The sequence below is a fragment of the Ornithinibacillus sp. 4-3 genome (assembly GCF_040958695.1).
Lineage (GTDB): Bacteria > Bacillota > Bacilli > Bacillales > Amphibacillaceae > CALAMD01.
Map to the genome: position 1 here is coordinate 1,007,019 of NZ_CP162599.1, position 16,446 is coordinate 1,023,464.

The 16,446-nt window shown below is 33.9% G+C and carries 13 protein-coding genes; 9 read left to right on the forward strand and 4 right to left on the reverse strand.

All coding sequences use genetic code 11. The features are described from left to right. Window positions 1-366: 366 nt before the first annotated feature. The 5 genes from AB4Y30_RS04925 to AB4Y30_RS04945 all read left to right on the forward strand — a co-directional run bounded on the left by AB4Y30_RS04925 (window position 367) and on the right by AB4Y30_RS04945 (window position 6,405). A complete protein-coding gene (locus AB4Y30_RS04925; protein ID WP_368654376.1) occupies window positions 367-1,146 on the forward strand; it encodes an ABC transporter ATP-binding protein in 780 nt (259 codons plus the stop codon). Window positions 1,147-1,280: 134 nt separating this feature from the next. After that, on the forward strand, window positions 1,281-2,123 hold the full coding sequence (gene hag, locus AB4Y30_RS04930; RefSeq protein WP_368654377.1) for a flagellin Hag: 843 nt from the start codon (window positions 1,281-1,283) through the stop codon (window positions 2,121-2,123). 248 nt (window positions 2,124-2,371) lie between these two features. After that, window positions 2,372-4,027: a glycosyltransferase gene (locus AB4Y30_RS04935; protein WP_368654378.1), complete on the forward strand. Its 1,656-nt coding sequence runs from the start codon at window positions 2,372-2,374 to the stop codon at window positions 4,025-4,027. 12 nt (window positions 4,028-4,039) lie between these two features. Further along, window positions 4,040-5,527: a CDP-glycerol glycerophosphotransferase family protein gene (locus AB4Y30_RS04940; protein ID WP_368654379.1), complete on the forward strand. Its 1,488-nt coding sequence runs from the start codon at window positions 4,040-4,042 to the stop codon at window positions 5,525-5,527. A 53-nt stretch (window positions 5,528-5,580) separates the two neighbouring features. Continuing rightward, window positions 5,581-6,405, forward strand: a complete 825-nt coding sequence (locus AB4Y30_RS04945) for a phosphorylcholine transferase LicD (RefSeq protein WP_368654380.1) — start codon at window positions 5,581-5,583, stop codon at window positions 6,403-6,405. Window positions 6,406-6,633: 228 nt separating this feature from the next. Here the strand turns inward: AB4Y30_RS04945 and AB4Y30_RS04950 are convergent, their stop codons facing one another. Continuing rightward, entirely contained in the window at window positions 6,634-7,068 is a 435-nt protein-coding gene (locus tag AB4Y30_RS04950) for a hypothetical protein (protein ID WP_368654381.1), read from the reverse strand. A gap of 495 nt (window positions 7,069-7,563) precedes the next feature. Here AB4Y30_RS04950 and AB4Y30_RS04955 point away from each other — a divergent pair, with 495 nt between their 5' ends. Beyond that, entirely contained in the window at window positions 7,564-8,916 is a 1,353-nt protein-coding gene (locus tag AB4Y30_RS04955) for an MFS transporter (RefSeq protein WP_368654382.1), read from the forward strand. A gap of 59 nt (window positions 8,917-8,975) precedes the next feature. Here the strand turns inward: AB4Y30_RS04955 and AB4Y30_RS04960 are convergent, their stop codons facing one another. Further along, window positions 8,976-9,194, reverse strand: a complete 219-nt coding sequence (locus tag AB4Y30_RS04960; RefSeq protein WP_368654383.1) for a hypothetical protein — start codon at window positions 9,192-9,194, stop codon at window positions 8,976-8,978. A 215-nt stretch (window positions 9,195-9,409) separates the two neighbouring features. Here AB4Y30_RS04960 and htpX point away from each other — a divergent pair, with 215 nt between their 5' ends. From htpX to AB4Y30_RS04975, 3 genes are all read left to right on the forward strand, one after another. Then, the gene (gene htpX, locus AB4Y30_RS04965; RefSeq protein ID WP_368654384.1) at window positions 9,410-10,291 is read left to right on the forward strand and encodes a protease HtpX; all 882 of its coding nucleotides are present in this window, start codon (window positions 9,410-9,412) and stop codon (window positions 10,289-10,291) included. A gap of 231 nt (window positions 10,292-10,522) precedes the next feature. Further along, entirely contained in the window at window positions 10,523-11,476 is a 954-nt protein-coding gene (locus tag AB4Y30_RS04970) for an LD-carboxypeptidase (RefSeq protein ID WP_368654385.1), read from the forward strand. 262 nt (window positions 11,477-11,738) lie between these two features. Continuing rightward, entirely contained in the window at window positions 11,739-12,485 is a 747-nt protein-coding gene (locus tag AB4Y30_RS04975; RefSeq protein WP_368654386.1) for a cyclase family protein, read from the forward strand. A 107-nt stretch (window positions 12,486-12,592) separates the two neighbouring features. Here the strand turns inward: AB4Y30_RS04975 and AB4Y30_RS04980 are convergent, their stop codons facing one another. Together AB4Y30_RS04980 and AB4Y30_RS04985 are read right to left on the reverse strand one after the other, a co-directional pair. Further along, complete coding sequence (locus tag AB4Y30_RS04980; RefSeq protein ID WP_368654387.1) at window positions 12,593-14,605, reverse strand: prolyl oligopeptidase family serine peptidase; 2,013 nt, start codon at window positions 14,603-14,605, stop codon at window positions 12,593-12,595. Window positions 14,606-14,626: 21 nt separating this feature from the next. Continuing rightward, window positions 14,627-16,243, reverse strand: coding sequence for an ABC transporter substrate-binding protein (locus AB4Y30_RS04985; RefSeq protein ID WP_368654388.1), 1,617 nt, complete (start codon window positions 16,241-16,243; stop codon window positions 14,627-14,629). Between the last annotated feature and the right edge of the window lie 203 nt (window positions 16,244-16,446).

Sequence of the window (16,446 nt, forward strand, 5' to 3'; positions counted from 1 at the left end):
GTTATAATTATATCTTAAATAAAATAAACATGCAACCCATAGTTTTATTTTTTTAAAGAAGGAATTTCGTTTGAATTAACTGTTGTTCAACGGAATTCCTTAGCTCATTGCTGTAGAAAGAAAAATAATAAGATCTAATATATGTTTTCACCAAGAAGGGAAATTATTCGTTGTTTCCTTTCTTGGTTCCATGTAGAATTAAATGAAACATTCTAATTAAGTGAAACTTCATTCAATTGTTCTACTACTATTAAATAGACTGTGGTAAACGGGACTTTTGAGCGTAAGTATTTACTTTTCGGATAGATTTTGTCATATAAGATGAAGGAAAATTCGTAGTAAGTAATACAAAAGGGGACTAGCATAATGAAAAACGTAATTGATATTAATAAAGTAAGCTGGGTGCGTAATCAGAAACCTATTTTGACCGATATCACTTGGCAAGTGGAGAAGGGGCAACATTGGGCAATACTCGGACTAAATGGATCTGGTAAAACAACTTTATTAAATATGGTGAATGGTTATATTTGGCCAACGAAAGGAACAGTTTCCGTCCTGCAGCAACGCTTTGGTAAAACGGATATTCGTGAAATGCGTAAAGCGATTGGCTGGGTAAGCTCTTCTTTACAGGAACGTATTAACGGTAATTTGAAAACACAAAGAATTGTTGTTAGTGGAAAATTTGCATCAACAGGATTATTTGATGATCCAACAGAAGAGGATTATGAAAAAGCGAAGGCAATTTTAAAACAGCTTGGTTGCGCAAAATTAATTGATCGTACATATGATACTTGTTCCACAGGAGAGAAACAGAAAATATTAATTGCCCGTGGGTTGATGGCAGAGCCAAAATTATTGATTTTGGATGAACCGACAAACGGGTTAGATTTTATTTCACGAGAAGATCTTTTAGTTAGTATTGAAGGTTTCGCTAAGCAGGAGGATGCACCAAGCATCATTTTTGTAACTCATCATATTGAAGAAATCATGCCGACTTTCACACATACTTTACTTTTACAGGAGGGGAAAGTATTTGAACAGGGAGAGCGTGAAAACATATTAACACCAGAGAAAATGACAACATTTTTTGGTAAGCCTGTAGAGGTGGATTGGCGAAGTAATCGTGCTTGGCTAACATTGAAATAATTTTGACGAAAAGAAGAAAAAAATGACAAAAAAAGATAAAAAAAACCTTTAATAAATAAAAATACCTCCGATATATGTAATAGGGACACAAGGATGTGACCTAAAAATATTTTACATACATGGAGGTATGTCTTATGATTATCAATCATAATATTTCAGCAATGAACACACATCGTCAACTAGGAGTTAATAACAACGCGGTTGCACAATCTTTAGAAAAACTTTCTTCAGGTTTAAAAATTAACCGCGCTGGTGACGATGCAGCAGGATTAGCTATTTCTGAGAAAATGCGAGGACAAATCCGCGGATTAGACATGGCACAAAAGAACGCTCAAGACGGTATTTCTTTAATTCAAACAGCTGAAGGTGCTCTACAAGAAACACATGAAATCTTACAGCGTATGCGTGAATTAGCGGTTCAATCTTCAAACGATACAAACCAAACAGATGTTGACCGTCAAGCAATGCAAGAAGAGTTTAACGCATTACTTGCAGAAATTGATGAGATTTCTACAAGAACAGAGTTTAACAAACAAAAATTAATTAACGGAAGCTTCACTGAAAAGAAATTCCACATTGGTGCAAATACAGATCAAAGCATTACTGTAAGCATTGATGCAATGAATGTATCTTCACTTGGAATTTCAGGCTTATCTGCTGATGCAACAGGTTCTACAGGTGGTATTCTAGAACAATCTGCAGCAAACGCAGCAATTTCTACACTTGATATAGCAATCAATCAGGTATCTACACAGCGTGCGAAGCTTGGTGCGATTCAAAATCGTTTAGAGCACACAATTAAGAACTTAGGTACTTCATCTGAGAACTTACAAGCTGCAGAAGCTCGTATTCGTGACGTAGATATGGCACAAGAAATGATGGAGTTCACGAAGAACAACATCCTAACTCAAGCAGCACAAGCAATGCTTGCACAAGCTAACCAAGTGCCACAAAGTGTACTTCAATTATTACGTTAATCAACTTAAAAAGGACTCTAGCTCATTCAGCTAGGGTTCTTTTTTTACCCCAACTTTTCTTCTGAAAGCTTAAACATTTCTACGATGGTACCGATAAGAAAGATAGTGAAATATGTAGTGAACGCTTTCTTAGTAATAGTTTGTAGGACTACATTTGTGGGTCACATCCTTATACTAAAATGATAAAGTTATGCACTTGCGGTATAGCTTTTTAATTAGAAACGCTAATAAGTTTAGGAGCGATATATATGAATACTTTACTTTCAGTCTGTATGATTGTTAAAAATGAAGAACGTGTGATAGAGCGGTGCTTGCAATCCATTCAAGGAATTGCAGATGAAATTATTATTGTAGATACAGGTTCTGAGGATGATACAAAGGAAATTGCAAGTAAGTATACGGAACAAGTCTATGATTTTATATGGGTAAATGATTTTGCGAAAGCAAGAAACTATGCTGCTTCTAAAGCAACAGGCGATTGGATATTAGCACTTGATGCAGATGAGTATGTAGATAGAGAGAGTTTTGAAAAATTTAAGGAAAAACTAGCAATAAAACCACCACAACACGAAATAAATGGTATTGAAATTGTAAGTTTTATTGGAAATAATGCTTCGCAAACGGCATTAAACCGACATATACGTTTTTATAAAAATAATGGATTAATCGAATATTATCGGTCTATTCATGAAGAATTAAGACATCAGGATGAAACAAAAAGCGAAATTGGGCTCATTAATTTAACATTGTACCATACAGGATATATGAAGGACACGGTGAAAGAAAAACAAAAATCGGATCGAAATTTATCCATTTTATTAAAACAAAAAGATAAAAAAGCAATTGATTATTTCTATATCGGTAATGAATATAATTCGCTTGGCGATACAGAAAAAGCGATCATCAATTATCAAAAAGCATTTATAAAAAGAAATAATGTATTGGTTGATTGGCTGAAAAAATTATTTATTTATTTGATCGATGCTTTGTATCGTGAGAAAAGGTATAAAGAAGCATTAGAAGTGATTAGTGATTGCGAAGAAATGTATCCTAATTATGCAGATTACAAATATTATAAAGGGTTGATCTATTACACTCAAAAAGAACGAAAACGGGCTAAAGCTGTTTTTGAATATATTTTAAAAAATAAAAGTCATTTAGTGGCAGACCATAGTAATGAATTTTTAGAGCTATTGCCGTTGACACACTTAGGTTTTATTTATGAAAAAGAGAACCAATTACATAAAGCAGTAGAATCTTATTCTCAGGCTATTTCTTTAAATGAATCTAATAATGAGCTTTGGAGTCGGTTGTTATATCTATTAGGTAAACATTCGACATTGGAGGAGCTTGCTACATTTATCAATAATAGAGTAGTTCCAAGTCATGGCATGAATGAACTAAGGATGTTGAAAATTTTATTATCTGTCCCATTATTAGCTGTTCAAAAATTAACACGCTCCCTTTTAGAAGAAGAGGTGTTAACAACCTTTGAAAAAGAGGCTTTACTAATTAAGAATTATTTTTTAGACGGCAATCTTGATGAAGTGATCTATCTGATAGAACAAAAGAAAGATGAAGAAATTATTTCCATCTTACTAACAGATATTTTTTCAATTTCTGATTTTATTATTTTTTCCCTAGCTGCTGATTATATTCGTGGACAAAATTTATTATTAGAGATTGGATTAGATGACTCCATTGATGATCTATTGATGAATATATTTCACAATAAGTCGACAAAAGGAATTTGGAATAAGACAGAAGAACAATTCTTTCTTAAAACATACAAACAAGCTCAAGTTTTAAAGCTTCTTGCAGTAATTGAGTTATTAGATAAGAAAAAGTATAAATTAAGCAAACCTATAAAAGAAGAAATAAAGGCAATTAAAGAGACGTTATAAGGGTGGGATAAGATGCGTTATTTTGTACGGGATAAAGTGTTGGAGTTATTATCGACATTGAAAGAAGCGATAGATTATATTAATCATAAAGCATTAGAGGAATGTTTATTTGTGATGGAGGATATGCAAGCAGGGCTAGATTCCATTCACAACACTTTTCAAAGTGCTTTTACGGTAGCTACATTCTCTAAGTATGAAGAAATAGTTAGAGCAATCGAAGTACAATTATCTATGGTGAGAGAGAAAAAGGAAAATCAACAAACAGCATATAAGGAAGTTAAGCAAATAAAATATTTTATTGATCAATTACAGACGGATTTACTTGATGAAGCTGAAGTGAAGCTAGAGGTGTTATTTATCCCTTATAAATTTTCCATGTGGGATTCTCTAGAAAGTATTTGGCTTGCTGCTGAAGCAGATCCAAGATGTAATAGCCGTGTCATGCCGATTCCATATTATGACCGTGATGAGAATGGTTTATTAGCTGATTTTCATTATGAAGTTGATAGTTTTATGAAGCATGATATTCCTGTTGTTTCTTATAAGGAATATGACTATACGGTGATTCAGCCTGATGTGATTTATTATCATAACCCGTATGACGGAAATAATCGAGTAACATCTGTTTCACCAGAATTTTACTCAGATAAATTAAAACATTATACAAATATGATGGTATATGTGCCTTACTTTGTAGCTGGAAATTATAAGGGAATAGAAAAGGAAAGAAGTTTTGCACGGGCTCCTGGGCTAATTAATGCGGATAAAGTTATACTACAGTCTGAAGTATTAAAAAATGTATATATAGAGCTTGGGGCTAATCCTAATAAAATGGAAGTGTTAGGTTCTCCTAAATTAGACTCTATTTATAATCTGGAAAAGAAAGCCCATATTCCTTCTAATTGGCAAAAACTAAATGATAAAAAGGTAACCTTATTAAATAGTAGTATTGGGGACTTTTTAAAAGAAAATAATTATTTAAGTGATTTAAGACAAAATATTGAAAACATATTAAGCAATGATGAGCTTGGGCTTATATGGAGACCGCATCCATTATTTGAAACTACTATTAAATCCATGAAAACGGATAAAGCATTGGAATATAAAGCGATTAAAAAGCTCGTATCCGCTCATCCAAACGCTATAATTGATAATAATGAAGATATGTTATCGGCTTTTTATTTCTCTGATGCATTAGTCTCAGATTCTAGCTCGTTGATATATTTATATATTATGACAGGAAAGCCTGTATACATCTTATACACAGATCCAAAGCAAGTAGAAAAAACACTTTTATATAGTGATTACTTGTCATGTTATTTTGAAAAGGAATTAGAACTTCATGAATTTTTAGGATTGCTGAAGGAAGGAAGAGATCCACAAGGGAAGAAGAGATATGATAATTTTAGAAAGTCAATTATAAATTCGGATGGGACTTCTGGAAAGAAAATCTATGATTGTATTATAAAAGAAATGGAAGGGCGAACGGTACTCAACTAGGTGTAAATACTAATGAAATTAGTATATATTATAAAAAGAAAAGGTAAGAAGTTATGAAAAGCCTATATTTAAATACTGAACAATTAAAGAAATTACAAACTGAAATGCTTAGCCTTTTAGTTGAATTTGACCGGATATGTATAAAATATAATATTCCTTACTTTTTATTTGCAGGCACATTATTGGGGGCAACAAGGCATCATGGTTTTATCCCATGGGACGATGATATTGATGTAGCAATGCACAGAAAAGATTATAATAAATTTAAAGAAGTGGTAAAGAAAGAATTAGATCAAAATACATATTTCTTTCAAAGTCAAGAGACAGATCAATATTATAATTGGGTCTTTGATAGATTAAGATTGAATAACACAGTATATAAAAGAGTTGGTCAAGAACATTTGAAATATCACAGCGGAATATTTCTTGATATATTTCCTTTAGATGATTTATCTGAAAACAAGCTCAAACAATTTATTACAATAAATATGTGTAAGATATGTAAAAAAGCTTTGTGGGCACCTGTAGGAGTAAAGCATGGTAAAAATATGATACATAGGTTAGTGTTTAAGCTATTGAATTACATACCGAGAAGACTCCTTATTTTTATTTACGAGTATTTTGCAATTACATTTAATAAAAAGAAAACTTCATTAATTGCAAGTCATAATGTTTCTACCATTATTTTTAAGAAGGAATGGTGTCAGGAAAGCATAAAACTTGAATTTGAAGATTTAAAATTTTATGCGCCTATAAAATATCATGATTTTTTGGAAGAACACTATGGAAATTACATGAAGCTACCACCAGAAGAGGAGCGAAAAGGTCATCATTATGTTTCGTATATTAAATTTTCTGATGGTGAAGAAGTTAAATAGTAGTAATGTTTAGCGCTGACAAGTGAATATCTATCTAAAGCTATGGTTTTCATCGATCTCTAGGAATTTCTGTAATAAATAAAATATACTTTTCTTCTTGACGTTTGAAAGCGATCTGAATAGTTAATACCGAAATGATTTTTCCTATATTAACAGAAAGTAAAAATACTATCTTAAATATGCACAGAAAAGCTTAGCGGCTCTGTGCATATTTCTATAAATCTAAATTCAAGTAATGCTTTTATGTACTTTCTGTTTATTCCATGGTGGATTAAACTTTTCTATAAACTGTCTCTCTAGCAATCTTGTTATCTTTACCGCTTCAAATGAATCGCCTATAATTAAGATATCTGTTGTAATTCTATCTAAATTTTCATATATTAATTTACCCGATTTATGTTTTCTAACACTATCACTTTCTCGTCTGTAATCTTTTCTAATCCACCATTGTTTAATTCTATTGCCACGCCCTACATACATTATTTTTCCACCTACTTTATGTCGATACAATCCTATATATTTATTATAAGGTGTCAAATTGGCAGTTTTCAAATTACCTATACTTTGCCATTTAGAATTCCAAGCATTAACAGTTACACCTCCAAATAAAACTTCATCACGATGACTTACATTAATGCCTATATTTGCCTTACGTTCTTCCAATTTTTTACGAGCTTGTTCTATTTTTTTCTCTTTGCTCTTGACTCATATTATTATTTCTTTCGGCATTCCGTAGTTTTCTTTCATATTCATTAAGAGGCCTTGCTTGGTTTTTAATTGCCCTCGCTTGCTGTTCTTTGCCCTTTGCAACCACGGGTTTCTATTATTCCAGACGCGGTTTCTATAATCACTCCTGCAATTTTACCCAGTTTGTTCCAGAAACTCATGACACACCACCTCTGATTGCATTTTATATTTAGTATACCAAGTTTTTTAAAAGGAGAAATTATCATTATCCTTTTGAAGCTAGAATTATAGAATAAAAATCCGTCTTTTATCATAAACAGAGACTTCTATTCCACTTCTCCGTATTAATTCCTATTAAATCCTTGAATAAATGAAAATTAAGTCATACAATATTTAAATTAGGAAAATATTTTGATTTCCGAAAGAAATAGAGTCAGTTATTAATATAATTCGAAAAGTTTGGTGATTGAATTGAATGATGGAAAGATCCAGAAACGTTGGTTATTTGTACTAACCATTGGATTAGGTACACTCCTTAATCCATTGAATTCATCTATGATTTCAGTAGCTTTAACACGGATTCAAAGTGAGTTTGAGTTATCGTTTGCTGATGCTTCATGGGTTATTTCCATATTTTATATTGCTAGCGCTGCTGGTCAACCGGTGATGGGGAAATTGAGTGATATGTTTGGAGCAAAGCGGATGTTTTTAATTGGGTTAGTTTTAGTCGCAGCATCTTCCATTATTGCTCCGTTTGCGCCTAATTATTGGACGTTATTAGCATGTCGTGCATTACAAGCAATTGGTAGTTCTACACTGTTTCCAAGTGGAATGAGTCTAGTTCGTTCACATATTACGGAAGGGCAGGGAAGAGCTCTAGCGACATTATCGATTTTCGCATCTACTTCCGCAGCATTTGGTCCATCCGTAGGTGGGTTCTTAATTGGTTCATGGGATTGGCCATCGATATTCTTGATTAACTTACCATTTATTATTTTATCTTTTGTTTTGGCTATTGTCATTTTACCGAATAAACAAGTGCAAAGTGTTGGGAAGAAACGAATTGACTTTATGGGAATTGTTTTATTTATCGTTTCTATTATTGGATTAATTTTATTCTTGTTATCTCTCGATAGTAGTATCAATTGGCTTGGTTTAGTTGTATTTATCATCACAGCAATTGGTTTTTATTATTATGAAACATGGGTCAAGGAACCGTTTATTAACGTAAAATCAATTCAGAAAAATACGAATGTATTATTTGTGTATTTACAGTTTATTATTATTAATCTAGTCTACTATTGTTACTTTTTTGGATTCCCAACTTATTTACAGCAGGTGAAGATGTTAAGCCCTGAACGAACAGGCTTAATCATGCTAACATTAGCTGGCTTCTCTGTTATTATTGCACCTTTTGCGGGAAGAATTTTAGATAAGTATGGATCCAAGATTGCCTTGATTATTGGGGTATCCTTATTAACCTTTGGGACAGGGTTATTACTTACCTTCAATGAGGCTTCTTCTCTTTTATGGCTAATGATTATTATGGCTGTTTTGGGGATGAGTGCAGGATTTAACAATATTGCTACACAGATTGCTTTATATGAAAATGTGGATGAGGAAGATACTGGCTCAGCTTCAGGATTATTATTAACAAGCCGTTATTTAGGATCAATATTATCTGCAAGCTTGCTTGGCCTTACTTTTAATAGGTATCTAAACATTGAAACATTAAATCTTGTTGCCATTGTTTGTTTTGCCTTCTGTGTCTTTTTATTATTATTTGTTTTGAGATACCCGAAGCGCAAGAGAGCGAGAATGTAGGTTAAATAGAATGTAACCCCTCTTTAAAGACAAATTCTTTATAGAGGGGTTATTTATTTCTACTTTTCCTGTTCTATTTGATTGTCTTCTTTATCTGGTTTATTCTTATTTACATTTGCTTCATCGAATGACATCGTGATGGTGAATAGTATTAAAAATAATACACCACGAATAACATTTTTTACAGCTAGGCCATTATCTTTAATTTTACAAATCAATGAGATGATGAAAAATGCAATAGATCCTAATAAAAAAACAAACGCTATAATTAACAACATATGTAACACCTCATTTTCTAAAAGCTAATCTTATCCTACCATAAAATGTGTATCAATGCTTTTTTATATTTCAGTATTAGGAATAATTAGTTTTACATTAGTATCAATGTTCCTAGCTCCATGATAATAGTAGAATTCATGTAATAATTCATGTAAACTATAAATAGAATTTTTTGAGGGAAATGAACTATATTTTATAAAGATAGGGTGAAAAAATGGGAAGAAGAATATTTTACTATTTACTAACTAATGTTTTGGTATTACTAACAATCAGTATTATTATCACAGCTACTGGTATTGGAAAGTATATTACTGCAGAGGGGAATATTAATTTTGGCGCATTGCTTGTGTTCAGTGCAGTTATTGGTTTCGCAGGTTCGTTTATTTCACTTGCGATGTCGCGTTGGATAGCAAAGCGTGCGATGCGTGTTCAAGTGATTAATCCGGATAATCCAGGTGGGGCAATAGAAGCTTCTGTAGTCGAAAAAGTGCATCGTCTATCACGTGCTGCAGGTTTAACACATATGCCAGAAGTAGGTATTTATCACTCGGCAGAAGTTAATGCTTTTGCAACCGGACCATCGAAAAAACGTTCTTTAGTTGCTGTTTCTGCTGGTTTATTGAATGAAATGGATGATGATGCGGTTGAGGGAGTTATCGCACATGAGGTTGCACATATCGCAAATGGAGATATGGTGACAATGACATTACTTCAGGGTGTTGTAAATACATTTGTTGTGTTCTTATCCCGTATCGCTGCATTTATTGTATCACGTTTTGCTAGAGAAGAGTTAGAAGCGATTGTACATATTATTGCGGTAATCATTTTCCAAATTATCTTCTCAATTTTAGGAAGTATTGTTGTTTATGGATATTCACGTCATCGCGAATTCCATGCTGACAAAGGTGGAGCAGATTTCGCTGGGAAAGAGAAAATGCGTCATGCATTAGTAAGCCTAAAGGCATATACTAATCGCGCATCAACTGGTGATCAAGATGCCGCTATAGCAACGATGAAAATCAATGGAAAGAAAAGCTTCCTGTCTTTATTTTCCACACACCCTGATCTAGATGAAAGAATTAAAAGATTATCATAAATGAAAAGCGGAGAGCGTCCTTACAAGCTAAGAACGTGACGCGAAGGCTCATAGTTTTTGGCGCTCAAAGCTAGACAGTGCTATCTGTGGATGAGCATTAATTTTCGCCATTTTTGTATTTTCGTGAAACATAAATGAAAAAAGCAGTGTGAAGTAATCTCTAGTCAAGTTTTGAACGTTAGGAGAATACATCACGCTGCTTTATTTATAAATGAAAAAGAAGTGGATTAAATGAAGCTAAAGCCAAAAAGATTAAACAAAGGAGATACGATTGGCGTAGTTGCACCAGCAAGCCCAATTCGATCAAGAGGTCATTTACATCAAGCTGTTAAAGAGCTAAAAAGCTGGGATTTTCAAGTCAAGCTAGGTGAACATGTCTATCGCAAGCATGGTTATATGGCAGGAACAGATCAAGAGCGAGCAGATGATCTAAATGCGATGTTTAAGGATAAAACAATCGATGCGATTATGGTTACAAATGGTGGATATGGATCTGGACGAATATTAGATCTATTAGATTATAATATGATTAAACAGAATCCTAAACTACTTGTTGGTTTTAGTGATATTACTTCTTTACATCTGGCATTACAGAAAAAAACAGGATTAGTAACATTTCATGGACCTGGAGTAATGAAGTGGAATCCTCAAGATTTTTCAAGCTATTCCAAGGAATATCTATTAAAAGCAATCTCCAATAATGCCCCTATAGGAGCAATTAAAGTAGAAGATGATAAAAACTGGGTGGATATTATTTACCCTGGACAGGTTCAGGCAGAAATTGTTGGAGGAAATTTAGCTTTACTTTGCGCATCTTTAGGCACACCGTACGAAATAGACACAAAGGGAAAAATTTTATTTTTTGAAGACTGGAATCTGGAGCCATGGATGATGGATACCTATATCCAACACTTGAAGAACGCAGGAAAACTAGATGACGCAGTAGGTTTTGTGATAGGAGAATGTGCACATTGTGACCCAGTTTTTCATGCAGGCACAGGAATATATGGTTGTCTTAGCTTGGAGGAGTTATTTGCAGAGTTAATTCAACCATTTGGTAAGCCTGCTATCTATGGGTTACCTCTAGGTCATACAGCTAGTCTTGCAACAATTCCATTAGGTGTAGAAGCATATTTAGATGCTACAAATGGAAAGCTGGTCATTAAAGAAAATGGAGTTATTTAATTAAAAGACTGAGTTTCCTTATCATAGACTAGGAAATTTGGTCTTTTATTCTTTTTAAGAAATTGCTTTAAATTTTATCATAATATCAACATTGTACCCAATGTTCTTGTTATTGCCTTTCCATCAGTATTTTTCCTGTTCTAATTGCCAGATTGCTAGCATTAATTTTTACAATATTGGTAACAAAAAAAGGCTAAATCCATGAAATATGCTTTTAAAATTGGTAAGGTTGTAATTAATAAATTTTCAAGGAGTGAAAGAAATGTATCCATTATATGAACTACTTTCCAAATTAAAAGAGTATAAATGGGTTAATTTGACACATGAGGTAACCGCTGATATTCCAGTTTATCCAACGTTTAATCCACTGTCATCTTCTTCTATTTCAACCATTGATGATACGGGTGCTTTTTCTCTAGAGTATAGGATAGGTAACGCTCATGGCACACATATTGATGCACCTAATCACTTCATAAATGGAAAAAGAGATTTATTAGATATTTCTCAAAAAGAGCGTGTTCTTCCTTTATACGTTCTTCATTTAGAAGATAAGGTGAGAGAAAACCCTGGTTATGCTGTAACGGTCGAGGATATTAAAGCGTTTGAAATGGAGTATGGGGAGATTCTAGAAGGTAGTTTTGTTGCTTTTTCAAGTGGATGGTATAAAAAATTTGATGATAAAGAAGCATTTTTTAATAAGGATGAAAATGATATTGAACATACGCCTGGTTGGTCTATACCAGCTTTAGAATATCTCAGTAGGATTCGCAATGTCACAGCTATTGGACATGAAACATTAAACACGGATAGTGGTATTGAAGCTGAAGAAGCTGGTTTTTTGGTTGCTCAAAAATATTGGTTAAATGAGAACAAATACCAAAATGAACTGTTAGCTAATTTGGATAAAGTTCCAGCTGTTGGAAGTCTTATTTTTACCGGAGCCCCACATATTAAGGATGCACCAGGATTTCCTGCAGAAGTGTTTGCGGTTATTCCAAATAATGGATAATCATAAAGATAAGTTAAACCAATAAGAACATTGCTTTAAAAAGCATGTCTTATTGGTTTTTTATTAAACGACAAATTGATTAATCGATAAGGTAAACCTCTTTTGTATTATAAATAAATGGCTAACCAGTTTATCATTTCTTCTAGACGAGCAGATCTGCGGTCAGGGTCTGCAATCTTTAACATTAAATGACTACTCTCTGGTATTCGGACAAATCGGGCTGTTTTTCCTTGGCGTTTAATATGAGAATAAAATTGTTCGCCTTGTTCAATTGGTACACGTTGGTCATCCTCTGCGTGAATAAGTAAGAGTGGCGTATTGACCTTATGTACATAAGCAAGTGGAGAAATCTCCCATAGTGCTTCAAAGCTATTTTTATCGGGCATATCTTCATCAGTTAGACCTGGATCAACGTCTCCCGTTCCATAATTAGAAACCAAATTACTAACACTACCTTCAGCGATAGCCACATTAAATTGATCTGTTTGTGTAATAATCCAATTTGTCATGTATCCACCATAGCTTAATCCACTAATTGCCATTCGTGATTCATCTAAGAAATTATATTGGTTTATTGCAGCCTCTAATCCAGTTAGAATATCTACCTTATCTTTTCCGCCATAATCATTGAGTACAGCCTTTGTAAAAGCTTCTCCATAGCCAGAACTACCACGCGGATTTACATAAATAACCGCGTAACCTTGTGCAGCAAATAACTGCATTTGGTGAAAGTAGGTAAAGCCATGAGTGGAGTGAGGGCCACCGTGAATATCAAGAACAACAGGATACTTTTTGCCTGCTTCAAAATTAGCTGGTTTTAGTAGAAATCCATGCATTTTCCAGCCATCAGATGCAGCATATGTAAAGGCTTCAAATGATGCTAATTTTACTTGTTCAAGATAAGCTTGATTTGGGTTATCAATACAAATCTCTGTATCTGGAAAGCATGTTTCTATTGCAGGGAAGTCATCTGTTACATGACGAGCATTTCGATACAATATTGCAGTTTCATCAAGTGATACTTTACTTAGTTTTCCTGGGGTTTCTGGATTAGAATAAATGAGGACAAATGTATCTGTACCATCATAGGAAAAACCTGAAATTGTTCTTGCGCCACCGATAACGACTGCTGTTTTATCCTGCTGATTTGCAGAAAAACGTATGATTTCTGTTGTGCCATGATGTCCGCTTAATGCGTAGATATGTTTGCTATCATTTGACCAAACTATTTGCCATGGTGGGCGGCGATAGAGTGTATCAGAATAAATTGTATCTGCTAAAATATCGGGATAATCTGCATCTAAGCAAACTATATGAGAATGAGTAAAGTCCATCTTATAAAGGCGATTGTGTAAGCTACCAGCAATAAAGGCTAAAGATCGTCCATCAGGTGCATAGCTAATTTTTGAGACAACTTCTTCGTCATAAAGCTTAGTTACTTCTTTATTAGCTAAAGATAATTCATATAATACACCATGAGCTAAACGGTTATTATTTTCAGTATCTACAGCAATAAAAGCTAATTTTTCGGAAGTAGGAGAGACGGTGTATGCCTCAATATTTAAACTAGTATTGGTTAATTGTTGATAGGTGTGATTCTTAATGTTAATGGAAATGATTTGTTGTTTCGTTCCATCATGAAATCCAGTACCATCAAATTTATAATACAAGCTTTCATAAGCAAGCTTCACAATTCGATCTACTTTACCGTCAGCTTCTTCAATTGTGTTTAAGATAGGCAGGAGAGCGTATAGCTTGCTTCCGTCCGTTGAAAAGGCAAGAGTATGAGCAGCATATTTAAAATGTGAAATAATTTCAAATTGACGTTGCTTTAAATCATAGATACAAATTTGTGTTCCCACAGCTTCTTGTTTGGTTAAAAAAGCAATCTTTGTCCCATCGGGTGACCACACAGCACCATAATTTTCTGTACTCTCGTTAACAGATATTTGTTCCTTGGCTTGCTGATCTAGATCAGCAAGCCAAAGATGTGTTTCATATTTATTTTCGTTAATTGTAGTTACTTCATATAAAACATTTTTTCTGTTAGGTGAAATGACTGGATTACTAGGTAATCGAAATTTGTAAAAATCGTCTTGCTTTACATGCTGTTTTTCCATTACAATATCCTCATTTCATGGTTATTTAGATACAGAGATATTCCAAGTAATAAATCCGTCTTGGAACTGGAAATTATTTACTTTATTAGAAACAGTAGCAATTCGGTTGGAATCTCCAAGTTTAATAAATGGAACTTCATCTGTTAACCATTGTACAATCGCTTCATAAGCCTCAGCTGTTTCTTCTAAAGAAGGCTGTCTTCTAAATTCATCAATTAGTTCAAAGAATTCATTTCCTTCAATCCAACCAGAATCATAGCCTGGACGTAAGAATCCATATGAAGTTGGCTCAGGCTGTGGTCCCCAACCCATAATATTCAAGTCGAAGCCTTCTGGGTCTTCTGTTAAATCAAGTAGGGTTGGCCAATCATACACTTCTAGATTAACTTTAAGTCCCATTTGCTCTAATTGTTGTTGTGCAACAACAGAAGCATTGTATTGATCATCATAATCACGTGTTGTGACAAGGCTGATTTCTTCTCCAGCAACCCCAAGTTCTTCTAGCTCTTGTTTAGCAGCTTCTAAATCATACTCTTCTAATTCAGCTTTACCAACATCTGTATTGTAAAGATTTGTTAAGTAAGGCATCACTAAATTGTGGTTAAGGGTGTAATATTCTTCATTACCGAAAGTACCGTGCATGATAGAAGCAACATCTAATCCTTGGCGAATTGCTTTGCGCACACGCACATCTTTGAATATTTCTTTTTCTTTATTAAAGAGGAAGATATAAGTAGAACCGGGAACACTATGGTTTACTGCAACATCACTATTTTCAATTGTTTCTGCTTGGTCATATGGCGTTGCATGAACGATGTCATATTCACCAGATAGTACTCCCGCTACTCGTGTAGAAGCATCTGTTACAAAATGGAAATACACTTCCTCAACAAGTGCTTCTTTTTTACCAGCAAGTCCACTAGCTTCTTCCTCTACAGCTTGATAATCATCAAACTTTGAAAGCTTTACATAAGAATCCTGACGCCATTCGTCAAACTGAAATGGTCCAGTACCGATAAATTCAGTAACACCAGAGTCATCACCTGCTTCAATTACTTCTGCTGGCATAATGGCTGCAAATGATCCTAGCATTCCAGTTAAGACAGGTAGAGTAGTTGAAATTGGTTCTGGTAACGTAAATACAACGGTTTGATCATCAGTAGCTTCAAACTTTGCATCAGCGAATGGGGTAGCGCGGCTAGATAAAGTTCTCCAACGTTCCATAGAAGCAACTACATCGTCTACAGTCATTTCTTTTCCGTTATGGAATTTAACGCCTTGTCTTATTTTAAAAGTGATTTCTTTCCCGTCATCACTGACTTCATAAGATTCAGCAAGCATTGGTTTCACTTCGTAATTTTCATCAGTAGCAAGTAATGTTTCATATACACCACGCATAATATCGGATGTAGCAACTGCTGTTGTGATATGTGGGTCAATTGTGGCTGGTTGTGCGGAATAAGCGATATTTAATTCATCTTTTAAATCATCATCTGAGGTTTCTGTCTGGGTTGTGTCATTGTCATTGGCATTTGTTTCTTCAGCTGCATCTTGATTGTCTTCAGAGTCTTTACTACAAGCAATTAAAATGACAGCTAAGAAAGCGCATACAAAAATAGATTTTAATAATTTGTTCATCTCTACTAAACACCCCTTTATAAAATTATGTTACTATTCGTGGTTGTTATTTTCTTTCTCACCCCCAAATTAGTTATTTTTAAGTATAAGCAACGAAGGGCATGAGGTCAATATTTTCTGAATTTATTATTAATGAAAATGATAAAAAAACAGGGTGTTTTGAAGAAAATTGAAATTTCGTCAGATAAAATGATTTAAAATAA

Excerpts from the sequence above, each read along its gene's own strand:
- AB4Y30_RS04925 (WP_368654376.1), top strand. The coding sequence starts at position 367 with ATGAAAAACGTAATTGATATTAATAAAGTAAGCTGGGTGCGTAATCAG.
- hag (WP_368654377.1), top strand. The coding sequence starts at position 1,281 with ATGATTATCAATCATAATATTTCAGCAATGAACACACATCGTCAACTA.
- AB4Y30_RS04935 (WP_368654378.1), top strand. The coding sequence starts at position 2,372 with ATGAATACTTTACTTTCAGTCTGTATGATTGTTAAAAATGAAGAACGT.
- AB4Y30_RS04940 (WP_368654379.1), top strand. The coding sequence starts at position 4,040 with ATGCGTTATTTTGTACGGGATAAAGTGTTGGAGTTATTATCGACATTG.
- AB4Y30_RS04945 (WP_368654380.1), top strand. The coding sequence starts at position 5,581 with ATGAAAAGCCTATATTTAAATACTGAACAATTAAAGAAATTACAAACT.
- AB4Y30_RS04960 (WP_368654383.1), bottom strand. The coding sequence starts at position 9,194 with ATGTTGTTAATTATAGCGTTTGTTTTTTTATTAGGATCTATTGCATTT.
- htpX (WP_368654384.1), top strand. The coding sequence starts at position 9,410 with ATGGGAAGAAGAATATTTTACTATTTACTAACTAATGTTTTGGTATTA.
- AB4Y30_RS04970 (WP_368654385.1), top strand. The coding sequence starts at position 10,523 with ATGAAGCTAAAGCCAAAAAGATTAAACAAAGGAGATACGATTGGCGTA.
- AB4Y30_RS04975 (WP_368654386.1), top strand. The coding sequence starts at position 11,739 with ATGTATCCATTATATGAACTACTTTCCAAATTAAAAGAGTATAAATGG.
- AB4Y30_RS04980 (WP_368654387.1), bottom strand. The coding sequence starts at position 14,605 with ATGGAAAAACAGCATGTAAAGCAAGACGATTTTTACAAATTTCGATTA.
- AB4Y30_RS04985 (WP_368654388.1), bottom strand. The coding sequence starts at position 16,243 with ATGAACAAATTATTAAAATCTATTTTTGTATGCGCTTTCTTAGCTGTC.